Consider the following 24977-nt stretch of genomic DNA (forward strand, 5'->3'; position numbering starts at 1 on the left):
GGCGAGGGTGTCTCCCGGGGGTGACGGCATTCGGCCATCACCTGCGACGGGGAGGCAAGACGGATGGCACGAGAGCACAGCGAGTCCGGTCCCGCCGCGTCCGCCGCCCGGCCGGTCGGGGGCGTGGGCCTGCTCACCCGGATCGAGCGGGCGCTGGGCACAGGGACCGCCGCCTACCTGCCCGGGGACGGCTGGATACGGCTCACCCTCCCGCTCGACGACGGCGGCCCGGCGCCCGTCACGGTGGACGTGGTCGCGGACGCGGTGCGGGCCCCGCACGGGATCGTGTACCTGCTGCCCGGCGGTGGCCTGAACTTCGCGGCGGACTTCTTCACGCCGGGCGGCGACAGCCTGGCCCACCACCTGCGCCGCCAGGGCCTGCTGGTGGTCGGGGTGACGCCCCGGGAGGACGCCGCCCGCCCCGACGAGATCACCGCGGACTTCGGGCTCGCCGCGCACCGCCGGGACCTGGCGGGCGTGGTGGCCGCGCTGGACTCCGTACTGGGCCTGCCGTACGCGTACGCGGGCCACTCCGCGGGGGCCGCCCTGGCCCTGGACGCGGCCTCGCACGACCCCTCGGAGCGGCTGCGCCGGGTCCTGGTCCTGGACACGACGGGGCCGTACACCGGAGACCTGGCCGAGCGGGCGGCGCGGACCAGGGAGGTGTACGAGGAGCAGCTCGTGCGGGGTGTCCACGCGGCCGACCCGGGCCTGGCGGGGCTGGTCGCCCGGGCGGTGTCCGACCCCTCGGGCGAATCGGGAGCGCCCTGGCCGCCGGACCCGTCCCGGCGCTTCACGCACGCGAGCCTGGCCCACTTCGCCCTGGTCCGCACCGCGGCCCTCCCGGGCCCGGCGAACTGGATCTACCGGCAGGGCCACGCCGCGGGCGAATACGCGTTCGGCGCCACCCCGGCCGAGGACCGCTTCACCCTGACCCGCACCCCGCTCGCCACCTGGCACGCGGCCACCTCGGCGCTCGGCAGCGGGCTGGTTCCGACCGCGCTGATGCGGGACCTGGCGGCGGTGTGGGCGGGCGACGGGAAGGCGTACGGGATCGCGTGGGAGCGGATCCGCTGCGAGGTGGTGTGGGTCAACACCGAGCTGGGCCGGGGCGACGAGCCGCGCGGGGCGGAGCTGATCCGCGCGGCGGGCAACGCCCGGGTCCGCTTCGTCACGGTCCCCGGCTACGGCCACGGGGACGCGGTCTGGTCCGCCACGGCGTCCACGGACGTCTGGCCGCACCTCCGGGACACCCTTCAGGCGAACGGAGGGACGGCTCCCACGGGTGTCGCTCCCGGCGCACGGCGCTAGGACGGCGGGAACCCCCGGCCGGTGAGGGTTGGCCGGGGGTTCCGTCGTGCGGGGTGGTGTCAGTGGTTGCGGGGGAAGCCCAGGTCGACGCCGGCCGGTGCGTCCGCCGGGTCGGGCCAGCGGGTGGTGACGACCTTGCCGCGCGTGTAGAAGTGGATGCCGTCGTTGCCGTAGATGTGGTGGTCGCCGAAGAGCGAGTCCTTCCAGCCGCCGAAGGAGTGGTAGCCCACCGGCACCGGGATCGGCACGTTCACGCCGACCATGCCCGCCTGGACCTCCAGCTGGAAGCGGCGGGCGGCGCCGCCGTCGCGGGTGAAGATCGCGGTGCCGTTGCCGAACGGCGAGGCGTTGATGAGGGCCAGGCCCTCCTCGTAGGTCTCCGTGCGCAGGACGCACAGCACCGGGCCGAAGATCTCGTCGCGGTAGGCGTCGGAGTCCGTCTTGACGTTGTCGAGGAGGGAGAGGCCGATCCAGTGGCCGTTCTCGTTGCCCTCGACCGTGTAACCGGTGCCGTCCAGGACCACGTCGGCGCCCTGGGCGGCGGCGCCCTTGACGTAGGAGGCGACCTTGTCGCGGTGGGCGGCGGTGATCAGCGGGCCCATCTCGGAGGTCGGGTCGTTGCCGGGGCCGATCTTGATCTTCTCGGCGCGCTCGCGGATCTTCTCGACGAGCTCGTCGGCGATGGAGCCGACCGCGACGACGGCCGAGATGGCCATGCAGCGTTCGCCCGCCGAGCCGTAGGCGGCGGAGACGGCCGCGTCGGCGGCGGCGTCCAGGTCGGCGTCGGGGAGCACCAGCATGTGGTTCTTGGCGCCGCCCAGCGCCTGGACGCGCTTGCCGTTGGCGGCGGCGGTGGTGTGGATGTGGCGGGCGATCGGGGTGGAGCCGACGAAGGAGACGGCGGAGATGCCGGGGTGGGCGAGGAGGGCGTCGACGGCGGCCTTGTCGCCGTGGACGACGTTGAGGACGCCCGCGGGCAGGCCGGCCTCGGTCATCAGCTCGGCCAGCTTGTTGGAGGCCGACGGGTCCTTCTCGCTCGGCTTGAGGACGAAGGTGTTGCCGCAGGCGATGGCCAGCGGGAACATCCACATCGGGACCATGGCCGGGAAGTTGAACGGGGTGATGCCCGCGACGACGCCGAGCGGCTGGCGGATGGCGGAGACGTCCACCCGGTTGGACACGGACGTGGACAGCTCGCCCTTGAGCTGCGTGGTGATCCCGCAGGCCAGCTCGACGATCTCCAGGCCGCGCGCGACCTCGCCCAGCGCGTCGGAGTGCACCTTGCCGTGCTCGGCGACGATCAGCTCGGCGATGGCGTCGCGGTTGGCGTCCAGCAGGGCGCGGTAGGCGAAGAGCACCTTGGTGCGGGCGGCCAGCGAGGACTGGCCCCACGACAGGAAGGCCTCCTGGGCGACCTTCACCGCGGCGTCGACCTCCTCGGCGGAGGCGAGCGCGACCCGCGTGGTGACCTCGCCGGTGGCCGGGTCGGTGACCGGGCCGTAGTTGCCCGACGCGCCCTCGACGGTCTTGCCACCGATCCAGTGGTTGACGGTCTTCATGGTGCTGCTCCTTCACAGATGGCGACGTCGCTGTGCGGCTTGCCGGTCGTACTCTTCACGGGCCTGGGCGGCCGGCGCACGGGTCGCGGTCTCGGCCACAGGAACATCCCACCACGCCTGTGCCGGGGGCGGGCCCGACACAGTGTCGGGTGTTCGGGTCTGTGCGTAGACACATGTGGGCCGGTGCGACTCACGGGCCTCGGCGAGGGCTTTCCGCAGGTCACCGATGGTGCGGGTGCGGATCACGGCCATTCCGAGGGAGGCCGCGTTGGCCGCGAGGTCCACCGGCAGGGGCGGCCCGTCGTACGAACCGTCCTCCCCACGGAAGCGGTACGCCGTGCCGAAGCCCTCGCCGCCGACCGCCCCGGACAGGCCGCCGATGGAGGCGTAGCCGTGGTTGTCGAGGATCACCACCTTGACCGGGATCCCCTCCTGGACGGCGGTGACGATCTCCGTCGGGTTCATCAGGTACGTCCCGTCGCCGACCAGCGCCCAGACCGGGCGGCCGGGCGCGGCCAGGGCGGTGCCGATCGCGGCGGGGATCTCGTAGCCCATGCAGGAGTAGCCGTACTCGACGTGGTACTGGTCGGCGGAGCGGGCCCGCCACAGCCGGTGCAGGTCGCCCGGGAGGGAGCCGGCGGCGTTGATCAGGATGTCGCTGTCGTCGACGAGCCCGTCGAGCAGTCCGAGGACCTGCGCCTGGGTGGGCCGGGCGTCTTCCTGCGGGGTGGCCCAGGCCCGGTCGGCGCGGCGCTCCCAGTCGGCCTTCGCCGCCTGGTACGCCGCCTCGTACGCGGACTCGACCCGGTACCCGGAGACCGCTTCCCGGAGTTCGGCGAGGGTCTCGCGGGCGTCGCCGACGAGGGGGTGGGCGGCGAGTTTGTGGGCGTCGTAGGGGTCGAGGTTGAGGCCGATGAAGCGGACGGCCGGGTTCTGGAACAGGGTCGCGGAGGCGGTGGTGAAGTCGGTGAGCCGGGTCCCGGCGGCGATGACCAGGTCGGCGCCGCGGGCCAGTCCGTCGGCGGTGGCCGTCCCGGTGTGGCCGACGCCGCCCACGTCGGCGGGGTGGTCGTACGGGAGGACGCCCTTGCCCGCCTGGGTGGCGGCGACGGGGATCCCGGTGGCCTCCGCGAAGGCGGCGAGGGCGCCCCGGGCGGCGCTGTGCCGGATGCCGCCGCCGGCGATGACCAGGGGACGCGCGGAGCCGCGTACGAGTGCGGCGGCACCGGCCAGTTCGCGCCGGTCGGGGCGGGGGCGGCGTACGGCCCACACCCGCTCGGCGAAGAACTCCTCGGGCCAGTCGTACGCCTGCGCCTGCACGTCCTGCGGGAGCGCGAGGGTGACGGCGCCGGTCTGCACGGGGTCGGTGAGCACCCGCATCGCCTGGAGGGCGGCCGGGACGAGGGCCTCGGGGCGGGTGATCCGGTCGAAGTACCGGGAGACGGGCCGCAGGGTGTCGTTGACGGAGAGGTCGCCCGCGTAGGGGACTTCCAGCTGCTGGAGCACCGGATCGGCGGGCCGGGCCGCGAAGGTGTCCCCGGGCAGCAGGAGCACCGGGATCCGGTTGATCGTGGCGAGGGCGGCGCCGGTGACGAGGTTGGTGGCGCCGGGCCCGATGGAGGTGGTGACGGCGTGCGCGGAGAGCCGGCCGCTCTGGCGGGCGTAGCCGACGGCGGCGTGCACCATGGCCTGTTCGTTGCGCCCCTGGAGGAAGGGCATGGCGTCCGGGCCGCTCTCCAGCAGGGCCTGCCCGATCCCGGCGACGTTCCCGTGCCCGAAGATCCCCCAGGTGGCGGCGATCAGCCGGTGCCGGTGGCCGTCGCGCTCGGCGTACTGGACGCTCAGGAACCGTACGAGCGCCTGGGCGGTGGTGAGCCGGACGCTGCGCGGCGGCGCGGTCACGGGGCCTCCTCGGGACGGGACGCGGGACGGGACGCCGGACGGGGTGCGGGGCCGGCCCCAGGACCGGACGCGGAGCCGGACGCGGAACTCGGCTCCGCGCGCGGCGGGAACGGCAGCCGGGGATCCACGTCCTGCCCCGCCCACTCCTCGCGGATCCAGGCGTGGTCGGGATGGTCCCGGATCAGCCACTCCCGCTCCGCGCCCGGGCCGGCCATCACGTTCAGGTAGTACATGTCGTGGCCCGGCGCGGCGATCGACGGCCCGTGCCAGCCGTCCGGGATCAGGACGGCGTCGCCGGTCCGCACCTCGGCGAGGACGTCGGTCTTCCCCGCGGGCGAGGGCGTCACGCGCTGGTAGCCGACGCCGGGGGTGTCGCCGTGCGGGGCGATCTCGAAGTAGTAGATCTCCTCCAGCCGGGACTCCTCGCCCGGGTGGTGCTCGTCGTGCTTGTGGGGCGGGTACGAGGACCAGTTGCCGCCGGGGGTGAGCACCTCGACGGCGATGAGGCGGTCGGCGGCGAAGGCACCCGCGGCGGCGAAGTTGTTGACCTGGCGCGAGCACCGGCCGGCGCCGCGCAGCTCGACGGGCACGTCCGCGGCGGGGCCGTACCGGGCGGGCAGCCTGTTCCCGCAGCGCGCGCCGACGAGCGCGAACCGCCCGCCCCGCGCCGAGGCGACCTCCGCGTGCCCGTCCCGGGGGAGGTACGCGAAGTCGGTGACTCCGGCGAACACCCCGGGCCGGCCGCGCAGCCGGAAGGCCCGGACGGGCCGGGTCAGCCCCGCAGCGGCTCCGCCCTCCTCACCGTCCGCGCCCTCCTCGCAGAGGACTTCGCAGCCACCGGACAGCGGCAGCACGATCCATTCGGCGTCCCCGCACGCGTGCGCGTACGACTCCCCCGGCGCCATCTCCAGCACCCGCAGCCGGGTGAACTCCATTTCCCGCTCACAGACCACCGGCACGGCCGAGCACCTCCTCCACTTCGCCGGGGAACGGCATGGCCGACGAACACGCCAGCCGCGAGGCCACGATCGCCCCGGCGGCGTTCGCGTACCGCAGCACCCGCTCCAGGTCCCAGCCGGCCAGCAGCCCGTGGCACAGCGCGCCCCCGAAGGCGTCCCCGGCGCCGAGCCCGTTCACCACCTCCACCTCCACCGGCGGCACCTCCACCGCCGTCCCGTCCCGGTGCACCGCGAGCACGCCCCGCGGCCCGCGTTTGACCACGGCCAGCTCCACCCCGGCGGCGAGCAGCGCCTCGGCGGCCGCGTACGGCTCGTCGTGCCCGGTCGCGACCCGGCACTCCTCGGTGTTGCCGACGGCCACCGTCGCCATCCCGAGCGCCCGCTCGTACCAGGGCCCCGGCGGGCCGTCCCACAGCATGGGCCTCCAGTCGAGGTCGAAGACGGTGGTCCCGGACTTCGAGCGGGCCTCCAGCGCGGCCAGGGTCGCGCCGCGGCTCGGCTCGGCGCTGAGCCCCGTGCCCGTCATCCAGAAGACCCGCGCCGCCCGCACCGCCTCCCGGTCGATCTCGTCCGGCCCGATCTCCAGGTCGGGCGCCTTCGGGAGGCGGTAGAAGTAGAGCGGGAAGTGGTCCGGCGGGAAGACCTCGCAGAAGGTGACGGGCGTCGGGTACGCCGCCACCTCGCCCGCCCACCGGTCGTCGACGCCGAACGCCCGCAGCTCGGCCCGCAGATAGGCGCCGAAGGGGTCGGCCCCGGTCCGGGTGATGACGGCCGTGCGCCGTCCGAGCCGGGCGGCCGCGACGGCGACGTTCGTCGGCGAGCCGCCGAGGAACTTGCCGAAGGTGTCGGCCTCGGCGAGCGGTACACCGGTCTTGAGCGGGTAGAGATCCACCCCGATCCGCCCCATCGTGATCAGGTCGTAGGCCGCTTCCCCGGTCGGCCCCTCCACCGGTCCGTCCGCCGTGGTCACAGCAGGTCCTCCTCCCATTCGTCCTCCCTCGTCCCTCGAAGTCCCTCGAAGTCCCTCGAACCCCCGCACCCTAAGGTGGCCGTCATGACCTCCTCCCCACCCGCGTTGACCCGTATCCGCATCGGTTCGGCTCCGGACTCCTGGGGTGTCTGGTTTCCGGAGGATCCCCTCCAGACCCCTTGGGAGCGGTTCCTCGACGAGGTCGCCGACGCCGGGTACGAGTGGATCGAGCTCGGCCCCTACGGCTACCTGCCCACCGATCCCGCCCGGCTCGCCGACGAGACGGCCAAGCGGGGCCTGCGGGTGTCCGCCGGCACGGTCTTCACCGGACTCCATCACGGCCCCGCCGTCTGGGAGGAGACCTGGGCGCACGTGTCGCGGATCGCCGCGCTGACCCGGGACACGGGCGCGGAGCACCTCGTCGTCATCCCCTCCTTCTGGCGGGACGACAAGACGGGCGCCGTGCTGGAGGACCCGGTCCTCAGCGCGGCCCAATGGCGTGAACTGGCCTCCGGGACCGAGCGCCTGGGCCGGGAGGTCCGGGAGCGGTACGGGCTGCGGATCGTGGTCCACCCGCACGCGGACACGCACCTCGACACCCCGCGGAACGTGGCCCGGTTCCTGGACGCCACCGATCCGGCGCTGGTCTCCCTGTGCCTGGACACGGGGCACTACGCGTACTGCGGCGGGGACAGCGTCGAGGCGATCGAGGCGTTCGGCGAGCGGATCGGCTACCTCCACCTGAAGCAGGTGGATCCGCGGGTCCTCGCCGAAGTGCGCGCGCAGGGGACGCCGTTCGGCCCGGCCGTGGCGCGCGGGGTGATGTGCGAGCCTCCGTCCGGGGTGCCGGCACTGGAGCCCGTGCTGGCGGCGGCGCAGCGGCTCGGGGTGGACCTGTTCGCGATCGTGGAGCAGGACATGTACCCGTGTCCGCCGGAGCGTCCGCTGCCGATCGCCCGGCGCACCCGCGCCTACCTGCGCTCGTGCGGCGCACGCTGACCGGCCCGGCCATCCTGAGGAGAGACATGAGCACGCTCGGCATCGCCGTCATCGGCACCGGGAAGATGGGCACCGACCACGTCCGCCGGATCGGCGGCACGGTCGGCGGGGCACGGGTGGTGGCCGTGGCCGATCCGGACGGGGACCGGGTCAAGGAGGTCGCGGCGACCCTGGACGGGGCGGGCGCGTACACGGACCCGGCGGCGGCGATGGCGGCGCCGGGGGTGGACGCCGTACTGATCGCCTCGCCCGGACCGGCCCACGAGGAAGCGATTCTGCACGCCCTGGAACGGGAGTTGCCGGTGCTCTGCGAGAAGCCGCTGACCCCGGACCCGGAGGGGGCCCTGCGGGTGCTGGAGGCGGAGCGCCGGCTCGGCCGGCGCCTGGTGCAGGTGGGCTTCATGCGGCGCTTCGACGCGGAGTACGAGCGGCTCAAGGAGCTGCTGGACGCGGGCGGGATCGGCCGGCCGCTCTTCCTGCACTGCCGGCACCGCAACGCGGCCTCGCCGTCCTTCTTCACCAGCGACATGCTGATCAGCGACTCGGTGGTGCACGAGGTGGACGCGGCCCGCTGGCTGCTGGGCCAGGAGGTCACCGCGGTGACCGTGCTCTCCCCGGCGCCGTCCTCGGCGGCGCCGGAGGGGCTGCGCGACCCCCGGCTGGTGCTGCTGGAGACCTCGGGCGGGGCGATCGTCGACGTGGAGATCTTCGTCAACTGCGGTTTCGGCTACCAGGTGCGGTGCGAGGCCGTCGGGGAGTCCGGCAGCGCCCGGATCGGTGACGGGCACGCGATGGTCGTCCAGTCGGGCGGCCGCTGGGGCGGGGAGATCGCCCAGGACTTCACCACCCGCTTCGCCGACGCCTACGACCGCCAGCTGCGGCGCTGGGTCGCCGCGGCGGCGCGGGGGCGGGTGGCGGGGCCCGACGCGTGGGACGGGTACGCGGCCGCCGCCGTGTCGGAGGCGGGTCTGGCGGCCGCGCGCGACGGCGTGCGGACCGAGGTGCGGCTGGCCGAGCGGCCGGAGCTGTACGCGCGCTGACGCCCGCCGTACGCGCGCAGCTAGCCGCCCGCCGATGCACGCCGCCGCCCGCCGTACGCCCGCCGACGGCCGGTGATGCCCGTCGGCACCGGCTGACTCCTGTGCCGCATGCGTCACAGGAGTCGCCGCCGTGTCACGGATGTCCGTACTACGCGGGTTTTCCGTTACAGCCGGTCGACAGACACTCCCCCGCGGTCACCGAGCGTCGTTCTCCGGGCACAACCCCGAGTGATCGTCATGTCCACGCGCCGGCTCCCCCGACGGCCTCCCGGCCGGCCCCGCGCCGTGGACCAGGAGGTGGCGCGCATGAGCGACCGACAGTTGTGGTCCTACAAGGAGATCGCCGCCCACATCCGGGTCCAGCCCGACACCGTGCGCTCGTACCGCAAGCACGGGCTGCTGCCGGCCCCGGACCACGTGGAGGGCGGCAAGCCCTACTGGTACGCCGACACCATCCGGACCTGGGTGTCGCGCCGCCCCGGCAACCGGGGCCGCCGCGAGCAGTGATCCGGCGCCGCGGGAGCGGGGCGGGCCCCGGTCCCGCCCCGGTCACCAGGGCTCCTCCCCGGCCCGCCGGCCCCCGCCCGCCGCGTGGCCGCGCAGCCGCAGGGCCACCAGCGGGAAGACCAGCACCGAGACCATGCCGGCCCCGACCAGGGCGGCCGCCTCCCCCGCGCCGAGTGCGCCGTCCTGCACGCCGAGGGTGGTGATCGCCACCACCAGCGGCAGCGCGGTCGACCCGAACAGCACCAGCGCCGTGCGGTCCCGCCGCTCCAGGTCGCGCGGGGCCAGCAGCCAGATCGGCAGCCCTCGGACCAGCAGGAACAGCAGCAGGAACCCGGGCAGCAGGAGCAGCTCGCGGCCGCCCTCGAGGAGGGCGTCGAGGTCGAACTGGATCCCGGTGACCACGAAGAACAGCGGTACGAGGAAGCCGAAGCCCATGGCCTCCACCTTCGACAGCACGGCCTCGCCGCTCTCGGGCGCCGCCCCGTGCAGCACCAGCCGGGTGATCAGCCCGGCGGCGAAGGCTCCGAGCAGGACGTCGAGCCCCATCGCCTGGGCCAGCCCCAGCATCGCCACGAGCACCAGCACCACCAGGCGTACCGCGAACTGGGCGCTGCTGTGCAGGGTCTTGGCGATGACCTTGGCGAACCAGGGCGGCTTGGGCCGCATCGCCCAGAACACCGCTGCCGCCGTCAGGAGCGCGAAGGCGGCCAGCAGCGCCGCCGAACGGGCCGGCGCCCGGCCGCTGAGCAGCAGGGCCATCGCGATGACCGGCCCGAACTCGCCGACGGACCCCATCGCCATGGTCACCGTCCCGAAGCGGCTCCCCAGGTCCCCGGAGTCCCTCAGCATCGGCAGGATCGCGCCCAGCGCGGTGCTGGTGAGCGCGGTGCCGACGTAGACGCCCTTGTCGAAGCCGCCCCCGTCGGCGAGCAGGATACCGATCGCCAGGCCGAGGGCGAGGGCGGCCAGCCATGCCCAGACCGACCGGCGCAGGGTGTCCCCCTTGATCCGGTCGAACCGGATCTCGTAGCCGGCCAGGAAGATCAGCATGGCCAGTCCGAGCTGGCTGAGTACGTCGATCACCTCGCCGGTGTGCGCCCAGCCGAGGACGTCGGGCCCGATGAGGACGCCCAGCAGGATCTCGAAGATCACCAGGGGGACCGGCAGCCGGCGCGCCACGCCGTAGGCGAGGAGGGGCGCGAGCACCGCGGCGGCCATGATGAGGATGAGCGTCACAGAATGGGACATGTGCGCATTTACTTATGTTTCTTCAGCCCCGGCCACCGCAGGGCCCCCTGCGGCCCGGCCGTCCCGGGCGGCGCCGCTCGATGACCGGCGGATATTCGCTCAATACCCCCTAGGGGTATAAACTGGGGGAGAGAGACACCCCTTCGACGAGGAGAACGACATGACCGCCGAAACGGACACCCAGCACACCGTCGTGTACAAGGTCACCGGCATGACCTGCGGGCACTGCGAGGGCGCGGTGACCGCCGAGCTCACCGCCCTCCCCGGCGTGACCTCGGTCAAGGCCGTCGCCGCCACCGGCGAGGTGACCGTGACCTCCGCCGCCCCGCTCGCCGAGGCCGACGTGCGCGCCGCCGTGGACGAGGCCGGGTACGAGCTCGCCGGCCAGGTCTGAGCCCCGGCGCCTCCCCGGCACCACGCACGACCGCGGTACCGCCGGGCCGCACCGGCCGGCTCATACTGGACCGTACGGCCCGGCCCTCCCCCTGGAGCGGGAACATGAGCAGCAGCACCGTGCACGACCGGCCCGCGGCGGAAGCCCTCGGCTCCGAGGTCGAGCTGACGATCGGCGGGATGACCTGCGCCTCCTGCGCGGCCCGCATCGAGAAGAAGCTCAACCGGATGGACGGCGTCAGTGCCACGGTGAACTACGCCACCGAGAAGGCCCGGGTCTCCTACGGCGGCGCGGTCCAGGTGGCCGACCTGATCGCGACCGTGGTCAGGACGGGCTACACCGCCGAGGAGCCCCCGCCGCCCGCCCCGCCCCGGCCCGAGCCGGAATCCGGCGCCGGGGCCGGTGCGGGGACGGACGGGCGCGACCCCGAGCTGGACGCGCTCCGGCAGCGGCTGCTGGTGTCCGCCGTCCTGGCCCTGCCGGTGGTCCTGCTCTCGATGGTCCCGGCCCTCCAGTTCGACAACTGGCAGTGGCTCTCGCTCACCCTCGCCTCGCCCGTCGTCGTCTGGGGCGCCCTGCCCTTCCACCGGGCCGCCTGGACCAACCTCCGGCACGGCGCGGCCACCATGGACACCCTGGTCTCGGTCGGGACGCTGGCCGCCTACGCCTGGTCCCTGTGGGCCCTGTTCTTCGGCCACGCCGGTTCGCCCGGGATGCGGCACGGCTTCGGCCTGACCGTCTCCCGCACGGACGGCTCCTCCGCCCTCTACCTGGAGGTCGCGGCGGGCGTCGTGTCCTTCATCCTGCTCGGCCGCTACTTGGAGGCCCGCTCCAAGCGGAAGGCGGGCGCGGCCCTCAGGGCGCTGATGGAGCTCGGCGCCAAGGACGTGGCCGTGCTGCGCGACGGCCGGGAGGTGCGGATCCCGGTCGGCGCGCTCGCGGCCGGCGACCGGTTCGTGGTCCGTCCGGGGGAGAAGATCGCCACCGACGGCACGGTCGTCGAGGGCTCCTCCGCCGTGGACGCCTCCATGCTGACCGGCGAGTCCCTCCCGGTCGACGTCACCGCGGGGGACGCGGTCACCGGCGCCACCGTCAACGCCTCCGGCCGGCTCGTCGTCGAGGCCACCCGGGTCGGCGCGGACACCCAGCTCGCCCGGATGGCCCGGATGGTCGAGGAGGCCCAGAGCGGCAAGGCCGGGGTCCAGCGCCTCGCCGACCGGATCTCGGCCGTGTTCGTGCCCGTCGTCCTGCTGCTGGCGCTCGGCACCTGGGTCACCTGGCTGCTGGTCACCGACGACCCCGGCGCCGCGTTCACCGCCGCCGTGGCCGTACTGATCATCGCCTGCCCCTGCGCCCTGGGCCTGGCCACGCCGACCGCCCTGATGGTCGGCACGGGGCGGGGCGCGCAGCTGGGCATCCTGATCAAGGGGCCCGAGGTGCTGGAGTCCACCCGGCGGGTGGACACGGTCGTGCTCGACAAGACCGGGACGGTCACCACCGGCCGGATGACCCTCGCCGGGGTGCACGCCGCCGAGGGCGTGGACGAACGGCAGCTGCTGCGGCTCGCGGGCTCGCTGGAGCACGCCTCCGAGCACCCGGTCGCGCGGGCGATCGCCGCCGGGGCCGCCGAGGCGGCCGGGGAGCTGCCCGCGCCCGCCTCCTTCGAGAACGTGGCCGGGCTCGGCGTGCGGGGCGTGGTCGAGGGGCGCGAGGTCCTGGTGGGGCGCGAGCGGCTGCTCGCGGACCGGGCCGTCGCCCTGCCCGCCGCGCTCGCCGGGGCGAAGGCCGCCGCCGAGGCCGCGGGCGCCACCGCGGTCCTGGTCGCCTGGGACGGCACGGCCCGCGGTGTCCTGACCGTGGCCGACGCCGTCAAGGGGACCAGTGCCGAGGCCGTGGCCCGGCTGCGGGCGCTGGGCCTCGCCCCGGTCCTGCTGACCGGCGACAACAGGGCCGTGGCCGAGACGGTGGCCCGCGAGGTGGGCATCACCGAGGTGATCGCCGAGGTGCTCCCGCAGGACAAGGTGGACGTGGTCCGCCGGCTCCAGGCCGAGGGCCGTACGGTCGCCATGGTGGGCGACGGGGTCAACGACGCGGCCGCGCTCGCCCAGGCCGACCTGGGTCTGGCCATGGGCACCGGCACCGACGCGGCCATCGAGGCCGGCGACCTGACCCTGGTACGGGGTGACCTGCGGGTGGCGGCGGACGCGATCCGGCTCTCCCGGCGGACCCTGGCCACCATCAAGGGAAACCTGTTCTGGGCCTTCGGCTACAACGTGGCGGCGCTGCCGCTGGCCGCCGCCGGCCTGCTCAACCCGATGATCGCGGGAGCCGCCATGGCCTTCTCGTCGGTCTTCGTCGTGACGAACAGCCTGCGCCTGCGCTCGTTCCGGTAGGGACCCGGAGCGGAATCCGGGGGGTCTCCTCCCCGTTCCCTCCACACATCCTTCACTGGAGACGCAGATCACAGTGATGCCAACGTAACCATCCGGGGTCGGCACGGGTCTAATGGGGCGATGCCGAAAACGTCTTGGGGGGCGTTTCACGGAGGTCCTTGGGGGGACGTCCGGGCATCCGCCGGCCGGGACGCGTGCCCTCGGGAAGCTGTGAGCGGCCCTCCCGACCCGAACGGGTCCCGGCACACACCGACGCCCCGGCGCGGGTCCCGTGGGGGGAATCCGCCGCCGGGGAAAGGGAAGCGCCCCGACCGTCGACCCGTGGGGGGATCGACGGCGGGGCGCTTTCCGTATGACCGGGGCCGCCGGGAAGGCCTCAGCGGGCCTCGACCGGGACGAAGTCGCGCAGGACCTCGCCGGTGTAGATCTGGCGCGGGCGGCCGATGCGGGAGCCGGGCTCCTTGATCATCTCGTGCCACTGGGCGATCCAGCCGGGAAGGCGGCCGAGCGCGAACAGCACGGTGAACATCTCGGTCGGGAAGCCCATGGCCCGGTAGATCAGACCGGTGTAGAAGTCCACGTTCGGGTAGAGGTTGCGGGAGACGAAGTACTCGTCGGCCAGCGCGTGCTCCTCCAGCTTGAGCGCGATGTCCAGCAGCTCGTCGCTCTTGCCGAGCGCCGAGAGGACGTCGTGCGCCGCCGCCTTGATGATCTTCGCCCGGGGGTCGAAGCTCTTGTAGACGCGGTGCCCGAAGCCCATCAGGCGGACGCCGTCCTCCTTGTTCTTCACCTTGCGGATGAAGGCGTCGACGTCGCCGCCGTCGTTCTTGATGCCTTCCAGCATCTCGAGGACGGACTGGTTGGCGCCACCGTGCAGCGGGCCCCACAGGGCCGAGATGCCGGCGGAGATCGAGGCGAACATGTTCGCCTGCGAGGAGCCGACCAGGCGCACGGTGGAGGTGGAGCAGTTCTGCTCGTGGTCCGCGTGCAGGATCAGCAGCTTGTCGAGCGCGGAGACCACGACCGGGTCCAGGTCGTACTCCTGGGCCGGCACGGAGAAGGTCATGCGCAGGAAGTTCTCGACGTAGCCGAGGTCGTTACGCGGGTAGACCACCGGGTGGCCGACCGACTTCTTGTACGCGTACGCGGCGATCGTCGGCAGCTTGGCCAGCAGGCGGATCGTCGAGAGGTGGCGCTGCTTCTCGTCGAACGGGTTGTGGCTGTCCTGGTAGAACGTCGACAGCGCGCTGACCACGGACGACAGCATGGCCATCGGGTGGGCGTCGCGCGGGAAGCCGTCGTAGAACCGCTTGACGTCCTCGTGCAGCAGCGTGTGCTGGGTGATCTCGTTGCGGAAGGACGCGAGCTGGTCGACGGTCGGGAGCTCACCGTTGATCAGCAGGTAGGCGACCTCGATGAAGGTCGAGCGCTCCGCCAGCTGCTCGATCGGGTAGCCGCGGTAGCGCAGGATGCCCTGCTCACCGTCGAGGTAGGTGATGGCGGACTTGTACGCGGCGGTGTTGCCGTAGCCGCTGTCCAAGGTGACGAGCCCGGTCTGGGCCCTCAGCTTCGAGATGTCGAAGCCCTGGTCACCGACGGTGCTTTCGACCACCGGGTAGGTGTATTCACCGTCCGCGTACCGGAGTACTACAGAGTTGTCGCTCACGTCATCCCTCACCGACGTAGTGCCTCTTCTTCGAGGTGCCCTGACTGCCTCTACCTTCCCCCATTTGGCGCAGGAGAGTGCACTCGGGGTCGGCCTTTGGTCCGTCTGACGGCACTGAGTGCCTTCAACCTGCTCATCCTGCCCCCTTCCCACCGGTTGTCGGAACCCCAAATGATCGATCATCTAGGTGATGTTTCCCACCGAGACGCGCCCGGCGAGCCGGGAAGCGACCGCGGTGTACCTCCTGCCTGCGGAAACGGTACGCACGGCCTGCCCGAGGGCCTTGCGTGACCCGACCAGGACGACCAACTTCTTCGCCCGGGTCACGGCCGTGTACAGCAGATTCCGCTGGAGCATCATCCAAGCCCCCGTGGTGACCGGGATCACGACGGCCGGATATTCACTCCCCTGGGAGCGGTGGATGGTGACGGCGTACGCGTGCGCCAGCTCGTCCAGCTCGGCGAACTCGTACCCCACCTCCTCGTCCTCCTCTGTACGGACCGTCAAGCGCTGCTCGTCCACGTCCAGGGCGGTGACGACCCCGACGGTGCCGTTGAAGACGCCGTTGGCGCCCTTGTCGTAGTTGTTGCGGATCTGGGTCACCTTGTCGCCCACCCGGAAGACCCGGCCGCCGAACCGCTTCTCGGGCAGGTTCGGCCGGGCCGGGGTGATCGCCTGCTGGAGCAGGCCGTTCAGGTTCCCCGCGCCGGCCGGACCCCGGTGCATCGGGGCGAGTACCTGGACGTCGCGGCGCGGGTCCAGGCCGAACCGGGCCGGAATCCGGCGGGCGGCCACGTCCACGGCGAGGATCCCGGCCGCCTCCGTGTCCTCCTCCGGGAAGAGGAAGAAGTCCGGCAGGCCGTCGGTGATGGGCGGGACCCCGGTGTTGATGCGGTGCGCGTTGGTGACCACCCCCGACTGCTGGGCCTGGCGGAAGATCCGGGTCAGCCGGACGGCGGGCACCGGGCCGCCCTCGGCCAGCAGGTCCCGCAGCACCTCGCCGGCGCCCACCGAGGGGAGCTGGTCCACATCGCCGACCAGCAGCAGGTGCGCCCCGGGCGCCACCGCCTTGACCAGCTTGTTCGCGAGCAGCAGGTCCAGCATCGAGGCCTCGTCGACCACGACGAGGTCGGCGTCCAGCGGCCGGTCCCGGTCGTACGCCGCGTCCCCGCCGGGCTTGAGCTCCAGCAGCCGGTGCACGGTGGAGGCGTCGGCCCCGGTCAGCTCGGACAGCCGCTTCGCCGCGCGGCCGGTGGGGGCGGCGAGCACCACCTTGGCCTTCTTGGCCCGGGCCAGCTCGACGATGGAGCGCACGGTGAAGGACTTCCCGCAGCCCGGGCCGCCGGTGAGCACGGCCACCCTGCGGGTGAGGGCCAGCTTGACCGCGTCCCGCTGCTCGGGGGCGAGGCTGGCCCCCGTGCGCCCGGCGAGCCAGCCGAGGGCCTTGTCCCAGTCCACGTCACGGAAGCCGGGCATCCGGTCCTCCTCGGCGTTCAGCAGCCGGCGGACCTGGCCGACCAGCGACAGCTCCGCCCGGTGGAAGGGGACCAGGTACACCGCCGTGAGGGGGTCCGGGCCGCCCTGGGGGTCGGGCACGGATTCCCGCACGACCCCCTCCGGATCCGCGGCGAGCTCGGCGAGGCACTCGATGACCAGTCCGGTGTCGACCTGGAGCAGCTTGACCCCGTCGGCGATGAGCCGCTCCTCGGGGAGGAAGCAGTGCCCCTGGTCGGTGGACTGCGACAGGGCGTACTGGAGGCCGGCCTTGACCCGCTCGGGGCTGTCGTGCGGGATCCCGACGGCCTGGGCGATGCGGTCGGCGGTGAGGAAGCCGATGCCCCAGACGTCGGCGGCGAGCCGGTACGGCTGGTTCTTCACCACGGAGATGGAGGCGTCCCCGTACTTCTTGTAGATGCGCACCGCGATGGAGGTGGAGACGCCGACGCCCTGGAGGAAGACCATGACCTCCTTGATGGCCTTCTGCTCCTCCCAGGCCGCGCCGATGAGCCGGGTCCGCTTGGGGCCGAGGCCGGGGACCTCGATCAGCCGCTTCGGCTCGGCCTCGATGACGTCGAGGGTGTCGAGGCCGAAGTGCTCGACGATGCGGTCGGCGATGCGCGGGCCGATGCCCTTGATGAGGCCGGAGCCGAGGTAGCGGCGGATGCCCTGGATGGTGGCGGGCAGGATGGTCGAGTAGTTCTCGACGCTGAACTGCCGGCCGTACTGCGGGTGCGACCCCCAGCGGCCCTCCATGCGCAGGGATTCGCCGGGCTGGGCGCCGAGGAGCGAGCCGACGACCGTCAGCAGGTCCGCCGCACCCCGGCCCGTGTCGACCCGGGCGACCGTGTAACCGCTCTCCTCGTTGGCGTAGGTGATGCGCTCCAGCACCCCCTCGACCACCGCCAGTTGCACCGCCGCCCCGTTGTTCACCATGGCACGACGCTACCGTCCGCCGCCGACAGGGCGCCGGGGGCCTGTGGACGAACGAAAGGGGGTCCGGCCTCGCGGCCGGACCCCCTCACGGTTACCCCTCCCTCGTCGGACTTCCCGATCCCCCCGGATCCCCACCCGGAAGTGCCGACGCAACATACGACCCGCCACTCGGCCGGAGGGTTGCATCCGGAATCACAGCTTTACCTTTCCGTTACCTAGCGCCACGCGGACGACACTCCGAGGTGCTGCCGAATCACCGCAGAAGTAGCGTTTCCGGCATGAGCGAATCTTCCTTCCAGGACGACGTGATGCGTGAACTCGGCGACGACCGGCTGGGCGAGATCGCCGGCCTGCTCGGCACGGACGCCGACGGCGCCCGCGAGACGGTCGCCCAGACCGTCGGGGCGATGACCGGGGGCCTCCAGGAGAAGGCCGACGCCGGCGACGACGAGGTCCGCCAGGCACTCGTCGAGGCGTCCGGCCCGCCCGGGGACTCCGGGGCGTCCGACGCGCCCCTCCAGGGCGTGGCCACCCTCGGCGGCGGTCTCGGCGGGCTGCTCGGCGGCGGCATGATGGCCGGGGTCCTCGCCAAGGTCGGCAAGCCGGTGGCCGATGCCGTGGCGAAGAGGACCGGCATCCCCGCCCCGACCGTCATGCGGGTCGTCGAGATGCTGATCCCGGTCGTACTGGCCGTCTTCGCCAAGCGCATGGCCGCCGGCAAGGGCCCGGGCGGGGCGCAGGGCGGCGGCGCGGGCCCGGGCGGGGCGCAGGGCGGCGGCGCGGGCCCGGGCGGCGCGCAGGGCGGCGGCCTGGGCGACCTGCTGGGCCAGATCCTGGGCGGCGGCCGGAAGTAGGCCGCACGGCAGAGCGTACGGAGCGGTACGGGCCCCGTACCGCTCCCTCACGCCGGCGCCGCGCGGGGCCTCCCTCAGGGGGCGGGGCTCGCGGCCGCCGCCGTGCGGGGGCCGCCCGCGCCGGCGGCACCCGTACGGGTCCCCGCGCGCGCCGGGGCCAGCGAGGTCAGACCGACCCCGCCGACCAGGAGCACCGCCGCCAGCCAGCGCGGTCCGGAGATCCCCTCGCCGAGCACCAGGGCGGCCGAGGACATCCCGAACACCGGCACGAGCAGGGAGAACGGCGCCACGGCGGACGCGGGGTAGCGGCGCAGCAGGTAGCCCCAGGCGCCGAAGCCGAACACGGTGGACACCCAGGCGACGTAGCCGATGACGGCCGCCCCCGACCAGTCCAGGGCGCGCAGCGCGGCCAGGTCCCGCCCGGGCCCCTCCAGCAGCAGCGAGAGCGCGAACAGCGGGACCACCGGGACGGTGCACACCCAGACCATGAAGTTCAGGGCGTCGGGCGGGGCGGCCCTACGGGTGAGCACGTTGGACACGCCCCAGCAGGCGGCGGCCGCGACGACCAGGACGAAGCCGGTGACGGACCCGGAGAGGCCCCGGTCCACGGCGGCCACCGCGATCCCGGCCAGCGCCACGGCCATGCCCAGCAGCCGCACCCGGCCGGGGCGCTCGCGCAGGACGGCCGCTGCCAGCACCGCGGTGAAGACGGCCTGGATCTGGAGCACCAGGGAGGACAGCCCGGCCGGCATCCCGGCGGCCATGCCGGTGAACAGCAGCCCGAACTTGGCGATCCCGAGGGCGGCCCCGACCCCGAGGACCCACTTCCAGGCGACCTTGGGCCGCCCGACGAAGAACACGGCGGGCAGTGCGGCGACGAGGAAGCGCAGGGCGGACAGGAGCAGCGGCGGGAAGTGGCCGAGGCCGATCTCGATGACGACGAAGTTGAACCCCCAGACGGCGGCGACGAGTACGGCGAGTGCGGTGTGTGCGGGACGCATGCTCCGAGGATCGGCGCCCCGGACCATGTAGCACCAGCGCTGATCACTACCGGGTTGGATGAAGCACTGCTTACGATGGGCGGATGCTCGACCTTTCCCGGCTGCGCGCCCTGCACGCCGTCTCCGTCCACGGTTCGGTCGCGGGCGCGGCCGCCGCCCTCGGCTACACCCCCTCCGCGGTCTCGCAGCAGATCGCCAAGCTGGAGCGGGAGACCCGCACCACGCTGCTGGAGCGGCGCGGGCGCGGGGTCGCGCTCACCGAGGAGGCCCGGCACCTGGCCGACACCGCGCGGGAGCTGCTGGCGATCGTGGAGCGGGCCGAGACCACCCTGGAGGAGCGGCGCGGGCGGCCGAGCGGGCTGCTGACCGTCGCCGCCTTCGCCTCGGCGGCGCGCGGGCTGCTGCCGGGCGTGCTGGCGGACCTGGCGGGCCGCCATCCGGCGCTGGACGTACGCCTGACGGAGGTCGACCCCCACCTCTCGGTGGACCTGGTGGCCCGGGGCATCACCGACCTGGCGGTGGCCCACGACTGGGACATCGCCCCGCTGCCCGCCCCCGAGGGCGTGGAGCAGGCGGTCATCGGCGACGACCGCTGCGATCTGGTGGTCCCGGCCGGGCACCCCTTCACCACCCGGCGGGTGGTGCGGCGGGCGGACCTGGGTGGCCAGCGGTGGGTGTGCCAGCCGCCGGGGCGGGTCTGCCACGACTGGCTGGTGCGGACCATGCGGGCGGCCGGGTTCGAGCCGGACATCGCGCACACGGCCGAGGAGAACCACACCATCGTCGCCCTGGTCGCGGCCGGCCTCGGGATCGCGGTGGTGCCCCGGCTGGGCACGGGCGCCCTGCCGCCCGGTGCGGTGGCCGTACCGCTGGAGCCCGGACCCGTGCGCAGGCTGTACGCCCTGTGGCGGACGGGGGCGGCCCGCCGGCCCGCGATCACCGAGGCCGTGCGCACCCTCCAGGAGCACTGGAGGCCCTGAGGCGTGTCGTCGGGGGACCCGTCCGGCCCACGGCGCCCGGCACGGCACTTACGGGCCATTCCCGAGTGTCCGTCAGGCCTGGCGCGCAGGACCGCAGTAGGGTCCTGGGGGTGCCGAACCACGCCTCCCGCCGGGCTCTGCTCGCCGCCGCCGCCATGGCCGCCGTCACGGCCGCCGGAGCCGCCGGAGCGGCCTCCACCGCCTCCACCACCGCCTCCCGGATCCCGGACGACTCCCGCGCCCCCTCCGGGCCGCCCGGCCGCCGGCCGGACCGGGACCGGCTGCGGACCCTGGTGTCCGGGCTGGGCCTGCCCGAGCTGGTGGGGCAGCTCTTCGTGTCCCGGGCCTACGGGCATTCGGCGACGGACCCCGACCCGGCGGACGCCGAGCTGAACCTGCGGCACTTCGGGGTGCGGACCGCCGCCGAGCTGGTGGCCCGCTACCACCTGGGCGGGGTCGTGTACTTCGCGTGGGCCCACAACACCCGCTCCCCGCACCAGATCGCCGCCCTGTCCAACGGCCTCCAGCGGGCCGCCGCGGACTCGGGGGCGGGGATCCCGCTGGTGCTGTCGGTGGACCAGGAGCACGGGGCCGTCGCCCGGATCGGCCGGCCCGCGACCCTGCTGCCCGGGGCGATGGCGCTGGGCGCGGCGGGCTCCGCCGAGGGGGCGCGCCGGGCGGCGCGGGTGGCCGGGACCGAGCTGGCGGCGCTCGGCATCCGGCAGGACTGGGCCCCGGTGGCCGACGTGAACGTGAACCCGGCCAACCCGGTGATCGGTGTGCGCTCCTTCGGCTCCGACCCGGACGCCGTCGCGGCGCTGGCCGCCGCCCAGGTGCGCGGCTACCAGGGGGCGGGGGTGGCGGCCGCGGCGAAGCACTTCCCGGGCCACGGGGACACCGAGACGGACAGTCACGTCGGGCTGCCGGTGATGCGGCACACCCGCGCGCAGTGGGAGGAGCTGGACGCGCCGCCGTTCCGGGCGGCGGTGCGCGCGGGCGTGGACGTGATCATGACGGCGCACATCGTGTTCCCCGCGCTCGACCCCTCGGAGGACCCGGCGACCCTGTCGCGGCCCATCGTGACCGGCGTCCTGCGCGAACACCTCGGCTTCGGCGGGGTGGTGGTCACCGACGCCCTCGACATGGCCGGTGTCCGGCAGAAGTACGGGGACGACCGAGTGCCCGTACTGGCCCTGAAGGCGGGCTGCGACCAGCTGCTGAACGCGCCCGACCTGGGGCTGGCGTACCGCAGCGTGCTGGCGGCGGTGGAGTCGGGCGAGCTGACGCGCGGGCGGATCGAGGAGTCGGTGCTGCGGATCCTGGAGCTGAAGGCCCGCCGGGGCCTGTTCGAGGACCCGTACACCTCCGACGCTCGGGTGGACGAGGCGGTGGGGACGGCCGAGCACCTGGCGGCCGCCGACGCGGTCGCCGCCGGTACGACCACCCTGCTGGCCAATCCCCGCGGGCTGCTGCCCCTGGACGCGTCGGCCGGTCCGCGGCTGCTGGTGACCGGGACCGACCCGGCCTCCCCCACGGGTACGACGGGGCCCCCTACGACGGTCCTGGCGCGGGAGCTGACCGCGCTGGGCTGCCGTGCCCGGGCGCTCCCGCCGGAGCGGGCGGTGGCGGCCGCACCGGGTCACGCGGCGGTGCTGGTGTGCACGTACAACGTCCCGCAGGGGGAGAGCCCGCAGCGCACGCTGGTGGCGGAGCTGGTGGCGACGGGGGTCCCGGTGGTGCTGGTGGCCGTCCGCAATCCGTACGATCCGGCGCGGCTGCCCGAGTGCGCGGCCGAGGTGGCCACGTACACGTGGACGGACGTGGAGCTGCGGGCGGCGGCCCGGGTGCTGACGGGGGCGAGCCGGCCCGTGGGCCGTCTCCCCGTTCCGGTGCCGGGCCGCTACCCGCTGGGCCACGGGCTGTCGTACCAGCCCGCGGCCCGCTGAGGCCCTTACCGGCGCAGCGACTCGCGGCGCAGGTCGCTCTGGTCGAGCTGCGGGTCCGGCGCGGCGAGCGGGGCCGCCTGGGGGGCCGCCTTCTCGGTGCTGAACACGTTCGCGGCCGGGGCCACTCCGGCCCACTGGAGGATCCGGGCGGTCGCGAGGGCCTTCTCGCCGTCCATGAGCTTGGCCACGTTGGCCCCGTGGTTGGCGCCCGGAGCGGTCATCACGTGGCTGTCGCGCACCCCGTACCCGAGGCGGAAGGGCTCGGCGCCCCACGGGTCGTTCTGTCCGTAGACGAACAGCATCTGGTGGGCGTTGTTGCGGACCCAGTTGTCGATGTCCGCCATGGCTCCCGGCTGGAAGGTCATCGGGATGTCGCGCGGTACGAAGTCGCGCGGCGGCTGGTAGCCGTACCGGCTCAGGTCCTTGAGGTGCGGCTGCTTGATGTCGGGCGAGCCGAGCTGCGTACCGGCCTGGTAGTAGTACGGCGTGTACGTCTCCAGGCCCTGGTCGGCGTAGGCCGAGAAGCCGGAGATCGAGTCGACCGTGTCCCAGATCTGCTGGTCGGTGGCGGTCTTCGCGTCCGGGACGGCCGCGCAGTCGGCGAGCAGGCTGTACTGCCAGAAGGCCCAGGTGTAGTCGAGCACGACGGCCTCGAAGGCCTTGTCGAGGCTGCCGACGGTGTTGAAGGTCCAGCCGTTCTCGGCGGCGGCGGCCTTGTACTTGGCCTCCAGCGGCTCGCGGCGGATCAGGGCCTCGCGCTGGACCGCGCTCAGTCTGTCCCGGCATTCCTTGGTGCCGACCTTGCCGAAGAACCGGTCGTAGGCCGAGTCCTCCTTGTTGACGACGTCGTTGGGCGCCACGTAGGCGACGATCCCGTCCATGTCGCGCGGGTAGAAGCGCTCGTAGTACGTCGCCGTCATGCCGCCCTTGCTGGCGCCCGTGGCGAGCCAGTTCTTGGGGTAGAGCTTCTTCAGGGCGGTGAACAGGCGGTGCTGATCGCTGGCGGCCTGCCAGATGTCCAGCTTCGACCAGTCCGCCGGGTCGGGGCGGGACGGGTTGAAGAATCGATACTCCATGGACAGCTGGTTGCCGTCGACTATGGTCGTCGGCTCCGCGCGGCGCGGGTTGGTGTTGACGTTGTAGCCGGAGGTGAAGAAGACCGTGGGCCGGGAGACGTCCTTGTGCAGCAGGGTGACGCGCTGCTTGAAGGTGCCCTTCCACGGCTGCCGGTGGTCGACCGGCTGCTCGTAGTTCAGCACGAAGAAGCGGTAGCCGGGGTACGGCTTCTCCTCGATCAGGCTCATGCCCGGGATCGCGAGGATCTGGTCCTTGATGTCCGCCGCGGAGCTCTGTCCGGCGGTGGCCTGCGCGGCTGCGGCCGGCTCTGCGGCGGTGGCCGTCTGAGCCGTGAAACCGGCCGTGCCGACGGTGCCGATGAGCACCGTGAGCGGCAGCAGCCGGCCAAGCGTCTTGCGCATGCACTCTCCCCATTTCGGTTCACTGGTGGTCGCCGTGAACCTAGCGGGGTCAACATGCCCGTGAACAGTCCCAGTTGGGCCGCCGATTCAGCAGAGGATCCAGCCGGACTCCACCGATCCGGCCGCCACACTCCCCTTTACATACACACATCGGCTGATAGCTCCGACGGTGACGGGGCCCGCATACCGGGTGAATTGCCCCGCATCGCCCACGGGGACCCCGCCACGCGGTTGAACGCTCACCTCCATGAAGCGGCGTTCCCCGGGGGTCAGGGCCACGTTCACGGCGCACACCTGGGCGCGGCTCTTGTACACGCGCACCTCGGCTCCGGGCAGCGGCAGCGTCCGGACCAGCTGCCCCGGGCACCCGCCGGTGGCCGCCCGCGCCTCGGGCGCCGTCGCGAACACCCCGCCCACGGCCAGCCACAGCGCCGCCCCGAACACCCCGAGGGACACGGCCCGCCCCCGGCCGCGCCCCCTCTTCGCCCGCGTTCCCGCGCCCTGCACCATGCCGCGCCCCCCCGATCAGTCGTACGTAACACGCACGCGCGTACGTAACGACGCCCCGGCCCGCCGGAAGGTTGCACGGGGCACCCGGGTCGGCCGGCGCCGCCACGCGGGGTGGCCCGCCGGGCGCCGGCCGCCCCATACCTCGTACGAGTGCATCCGCAACTTCCCAGCGCCGGAACGGGATTTGACGATCAGGCCGGACACTACGCTAGGCGACCGATCGACCGCTCATCGTAGCCGTGGAAGGCAATGACATGACGAACGACCTGCTCGACCGCAAGCTGGAACGCGCCTTCACGCACCTGGACGCCGACGGCAGTGGCGTGATCGACGAGCACGACATCATCGCGCTGGGCTCCCGGCTGCTGTCGGCCCTCGACGAGCCGGCGAACTCCCCGAAGGCGACCGCGGTGATGGGCGGGCTGGTCGACTTCTGGCAGGAGCTCTTCACCGAACTGGACATGGACCGGGACGGCAAGGTCACCCCCGAGGAGTACTCCCGGGGCATGACCCGCCTCTACAAGGACGGCGGCGAGGCCTACGACCGGTCCTTCCGGCCGATGGTGAAGGCGATCCTCACCGTCGTGGACACCAACGGGGACGGGCGGATCAGCCCCGAGGAGTTCCACAAGGCGCAGCTGGCCTTCGACACGCGGCTGGAGCCCGCCGACGCGGAGGCCCTGTTCGCGAAGATCGACAAGAACCACGACGGCTACCTGTCGGTGGACGAACTCCTCGACTCGGTACGCGAGTACTACACCGGTGACGACGCGGACGCCCCGGGCAACCTGCTCTTCGGCGAGCTCTGATACCCGGGGCGCCCGCGC

The 24977-nt window shown here is 73.4% G+C and carries 20 protein-coding genes; 10 read left to right on the plus strand and 10 right to left on the minus strand.

Annotation, left to right across the window (positions count from 1 at the left end; all coding sequences use genetic code 11):
• The first annotated feature begins 63 nt into the window (after nt 1–63).
• Complete coding sequence (locus ACZ4WZ_RS07670; protein WP_467886401.1) at nt 64–1311, plus strand: hypothetical protein; 1248 nt, start codon at nt 64–66, stop codon at nt 1309–1311.
• Between the two features lie 59 nt (nt 1312–1370).
• Here ACZ4WZ_RS07670 and ACZ4WZ_RS07675 read toward each other — a convergent pair whose 3' ends face one another.
• Genes ACZ4WZ_RS07675 through iolC form a run of 4 tightly spaced genes read right to left on the minus strand, consistent with a single transcriptional unit; the run spans nt 1371 to nt 6638 of the window.
• Nucleotides 1371–2870, minus strand: coding sequence for a CoA-acylating methylmalonate-semialdehyde dehydrogenase (locus ACZ4WZ_RS07675; protein ID WP_467886404.1), 1500 nt, complete (start codon nt 2868–2870; stop codon nt 1371–1373).
• A 12-nt stretch (nt 2871–2882) separates the two neighbouring features.
• A complete protein-coding gene (gene iolD / locus ACZ4WZ_RS07680; RefSeq protein ID WP_467886407.1) occupies nt 2883–4772 on the minus strand; it encodes a 3D-(3,5/4)-trihydroxycyclohexane-1,2-dione acylhydrolase (decyclizing) in 1890 nt (629 codons plus the stop codon).
• Entirely contained in the window at nt 4769–5707 is a 939-nt protein-coding gene (gene iolB / locus ACZ4WZ_RS07685; protein WP_467886622.1) for a 5-deoxy-glucuronate isomerase, read from the minus strand. Before iolB ends, iolD begins: the two co-directional genes overlap by 4 nt.
• Nucleotides 5708–5714: 7 nt before the next feature.
• Nucleotides 5715–6638 carry a 5-dehydro-2-deoxygluconokinase gene (gene iolC / locus ACZ4WZ_RS07690; protein ID WP_467886625.1) on the minus strand — a complete coding sequence of 308 codons (924 nt, stop codon included), beginning with the start codon at nt 6636–6638 and terminating at the stop codon, nt 5715–5717.
• Between the two features lie 147 nt (nt 6639–6785).
• On the opposite strand from iolC, the gene ACZ4WZ_RS07695 reads away from it, so the two are divergent.
• From ACZ4WZ_RS07695 to ACZ4WZ_RS07705, 3 genes are all read left to right on the plus strand, one after another.
• Entirely contained in the window at nt 6786–7700 is a 915-nt protein-coding gene (locus tag ACZ4WZ_RS07695) for a sugar phosphate isomerase/epimerase family protein (RefSeq protein ID WP_467886410.1), read from the plus strand.
• 26 nt (nt 7701–7726) lie between these two features.
• Complete coding sequence (locus ACZ4WZ_RS07700; protein ID WP_467886413.1) at nt 7727–8740, plus strand: Gfo/Idh/MocA family protein; 1014 nt, start codon at nt 7727–7729, stop codon at nt 8738–8740.
• A 306-nt stretch (nt 8741–9046) separates the two neighbouring features.
• The gene (locus ACZ4WZ_RS07705) at nt 9047–9247 is read left to right on the plus strand and encodes a helix-turn-helix transcriptional regulator (RefSeq protein WP_467886416.1); all 201 of its coding nucleotides are present in this window, start codon (nt 9047–9049) and stop codon (nt 9245–9247) included.
• A 42-nt stretch (nt 9248–9289) separates the two neighbouring features.
• Here ACZ4WZ_RS07705 and ACZ4WZ_RS07710 read toward each other — a convergent pair whose 3' ends face one another.
• Entirely contained in the window at nt 9290–10495 is a 1206-nt protein-coding gene (locus ACZ4WZ_RS07710) for a cation:proton antiporter (protein WP_467886419.1), read from the minus strand.
• Nucleotides 10496–10655: 160 nt separating this feature from the next.
• On the opposite strand from ACZ4WZ_RS07710, the gene ACZ4WZ_RS07715 reads away from it, so the two are divergent.
• Nucleotides 10656–10889, plus strand: a complete 234-nt coding sequence (locus ACZ4WZ_RS07715; protein WP_467886422.1) for a heavy-metal-associated domain-containing protein — start codon at nt 10656–10658, stop codon at nt 10887–10889.
• A 104-nt stretch (nt 10890–10993) separates the two neighbouring features.
• On the plus strand, nt 10994–13282 hold the full coding sequence (locus ACZ4WZ_RS07720; protein WP_467886425.1) for a heavy metal translocating P-type ATPase: 2289 nt from the start codon (nt 10994–10996) through the stop codon (nt 13280–13282).
• Between the two features lie 376 nt (nt 13283–13658).
• On the opposite strand, the gene ACZ4WZ_RS07725 is transcribed toward ACZ4WZ_RS07720, so the two are convergent.
• Nucleotides 13659–14948: a citrate synthase gene (locus ACZ4WZ_RS07725; RefSeq protein WP_030229520.1), complete on the minus strand. Its 1290-nt coding sequence runs from the start codon at nt 14946–14948 to the stop codon at nt 13659–13661.
• 183 nt (nt 14949–15131) lie between these two features.
• A complete protein-coding gene (recD2, locus tag ACZ4WZ_RS07730) occupies nt 15132–17381 on the minus strand; it encodes an SF1B family DNA helicase RecD2 (protein ID WP_467886428.1) in 2250 nt (749 codons plus the stop codon).
• Between the two features lie 278 nt (nt 17382–17659).
• On the opposite strand from recD2, the gene ACZ4WZ_RS07735 reads away from it, so the two are divergent.
• Nucleotides 17660–18235 carry a DUF937 domain-containing protein gene (locus ACZ4WZ_RS07735; protein WP_467886431.1) on the plus strand — a complete coding sequence of 192 codons (576 nt, stop codon included), beginning with the start codon at nt 17660–17662 and terminating at the stop codon, nt 18233–18235.
• 74 nt (nt 18236–18309) lie between these two features.
• On the opposite strand, the gene ACZ4WZ_RS07740 is transcribed toward ACZ4WZ_RS07735, so the two are convergent.
• The gene (locus tag ACZ4WZ_RS07740; RefSeq protein ID WP_467886433.1) at nt 18310–19236 is read right to left on the minus strand and encodes an EamA family transporter; all 927 of its coding nucleotides are present in this window, start codon (nt 19234–19236) and stop codon (nt 18310–18312) included.
• 83 nt (nt 19237–19319) lie between these two features.
• Here ACZ4WZ_RS07740 and ACZ4WZ_RS07745 point away from each other — a divergent pair, with 83 nt between their 5' ends.
• Both ACZ4WZ_RS07745 and ACZ4WZ_RS07750 read left to right on the plus strand, forming a co-directional pair.
• Nucleotides 19320–20216, plus strand: a complete 897-nt coding sequence (locus ACZ4WZ_RS07745) for a LysR family transcriptional regulator (RefSeq protein WP_467886436.1) — start codon at nt 19320–19322, stop codon at nt 20214–20216.
• 155 nt (nt 20217–20371) lie between these two features.
• Complete coding sequence (locus ACZ4WZ_RS07750) at nt 20372–22162, plus strand: glycoside hydrolase family 3 protein (protein WP_467886628.1); 1791 nt, start codon at nt 20372–20374, stop codon at nt 22160–22162.
• Nucleotides 22163–22167: 5 nt separating this feature from the next.
• Here the strand turns inward: ACZ4WZ_RS07750 and ACZ4WZ_RS07755 are convergent, their stop codons facing one another.
• Nucleotides 22168–23640, minus strand: coding sequence for an aminopeptidase (locus ACZ4WZ_RS07755; RefSeq protein ID WP_467886439.1), 1473 nt, complete (start codon nt 23638–23640; stop codon nt 22168–22170).
• Between the two features lie 87 nt (nt 23641–23727).
• The gene (locus ACZ4WZ_RS07760; protein WP_467886441.1) at nt 23728–24096 is read right to left on the minus strand and encodes a hypothetical protein; all 369 of its coding nucleotides are present in this window, start codon (nt 24094–24096) and stop codon (nt 23728–23730) included.
• Between the two features lie 308 nt (nt 24097–24404).
• Between ACZ4WZ_RS07760 and ACZ4WZ_RS07765 the strand changes: the two genes are divergently transcribed.
• Nucleotides 24405–24959, plus strand: coding sequence for an EF-hand domain-containing protein (locus ACZ4WZ_RS07765; RefSeq protein ID WP_467886444.1), 555 nt, complete (start codon nt 24405–24407; stop codon nt 24957–24959).
• The last annotated feature ends 18 nt before the right edge of the window (nt 24960–24977 follow it).

This window comes from Streptomyces sp. NPDC029122 (genome assembly GCF_055569445.1).

What these genes read in the sequence shown, in the direction of transcription:
- ACZ4WZ_RS07670 (WP_467886401.1), top strand. Translation starts at nt 64, where the DNA reads ATGGCACGAGAGCACAGCGAGTCCGGTCCCGCCGCGTCCGCCGCCCGG.
- ACZ4WZ_RS07675 (WP_467886404.1), bottom strand. Translation starts at nt 2,870, where the DNA reads ATGAAGACCGTCAACCACTGGATCGGTGGCAAGACCGTCGAGGGCGCG.
- iolB (WP_467886622.1), bottom strand. Translation starts at nt 5,707, where the DNA reads ATGGAGTTCACCCGGCTGCGGGTGCTGGAGATGGCGCCGGGGGAGTCG.
- iolC (WP_467886625.1), bottom strand. Translation starts at nt 6,638, where the DNA reads ATGGGGCGGATCGGGGTGGATCTCTACCCGCTCAAGACCGGTGTACCG.
- ACZ4WZ_RS07695 (WP_467886410.1), top strand. Translation starts at nt 6,786, where the DNA reads ATGACCTCCTCCCCACCCGCGTTGACCCGTATCCGCATCGGTTCGGCT.
- ACZ4WZ_RS07700 (WP_467886413.1), top strand. Translation starts at nt 7,727, where the DNA reads ATGAGCACGCTCGGCATCGCCGTCATCGGCACCGGGAAGATGGGCACC.
- ACZ4WZ_RS07705 (WP_467886416.1), top strand. Translation starts at nt 9,047, where the DNA reads ATGAGCGACCGACAGTTGTGGTCCTACAAGGAGATCGCCGCCCACATC.
- ACZ4WZ_RS07710 (WP_467886419.1), bottom strand. Translation starts at nt 10,495, where the DNA reads ATGTCCCATTCTGTGACGCTCATCCTCATCATGGCCGCCGCGGTGCTC.
- ACZ4WZ_RS07715 (WP_467886422.1), top strand. Translation starts at nt 10,656, where the DNA reads ATGACCGCCGAAACGGACACCCAGCACACCGTCGTGTACAAGGTCACC.
- ACZ4WZ_RS07720 (WP_467886425.1), top strand. Translation starts at nt 10,994, where the DNA reads ATGAGCAGCAGCACCGTGCACGACCGGCCCGCGGCGGAAGCCCTCGGC.
- recD2 (WP_467886428.1), bottom strand. Translation starts at nt 17,381, where the DNA reads ATGGTGAACAACGGGGCGGCGGTGCAACTGGCGGTGGTCGAGGGGGTG.
- ACZ4WZ_RS07735 (WP_467886431.1), top strand. Translation starts at nt 17,660, where the DNA reads ATGAGCGAATCTTCCTTCCAGGACGACGTGATGCGTGAACTCGGCGAC.
- ACZ4WZ_RS07740 (WP_467886433.1), bottom strand. Translation starts at nt 19,236, where the DNA reads ATGCGTCCCGCACACACCGCACTCGCCGTACTCGTCGCCGCCGTCTGG.
- ACZ4WZ_RS07745 (WP_467886436.1), top strand. Translation starts at nt 19,320, where the DNA reads ATGCTCGACCTTTCCCGGCTGCGCGCCCTGCACGCCGTCTCCGTCCAC.
- ACZ4WZ_RS07750 (WP_467886628.1), top strand. Translation starts at nt 20,372, where the DNA reads ATGGCCGCCGTCACGGCCGCCGGAGCCGCCGGAGCGGCCTCCACCGCC.
- ACZ4WZ_RS07755 (WP_467886439.1), bottom strand. Translation starts at nt 23,640, where the DNA reads ATGCGCAAGACGCTTGGCCGGCTGCTGCCGCTCACGGTGCTCATCGGC.
- ACZ4WZ_RS07765 (WP_467886444.1), top strand. Translation starts at nt 24,405, where the DNA reads ATGACGAACGACCTGCTCGACCGCAAGCTGGAACGCGCCTTCACGCAC.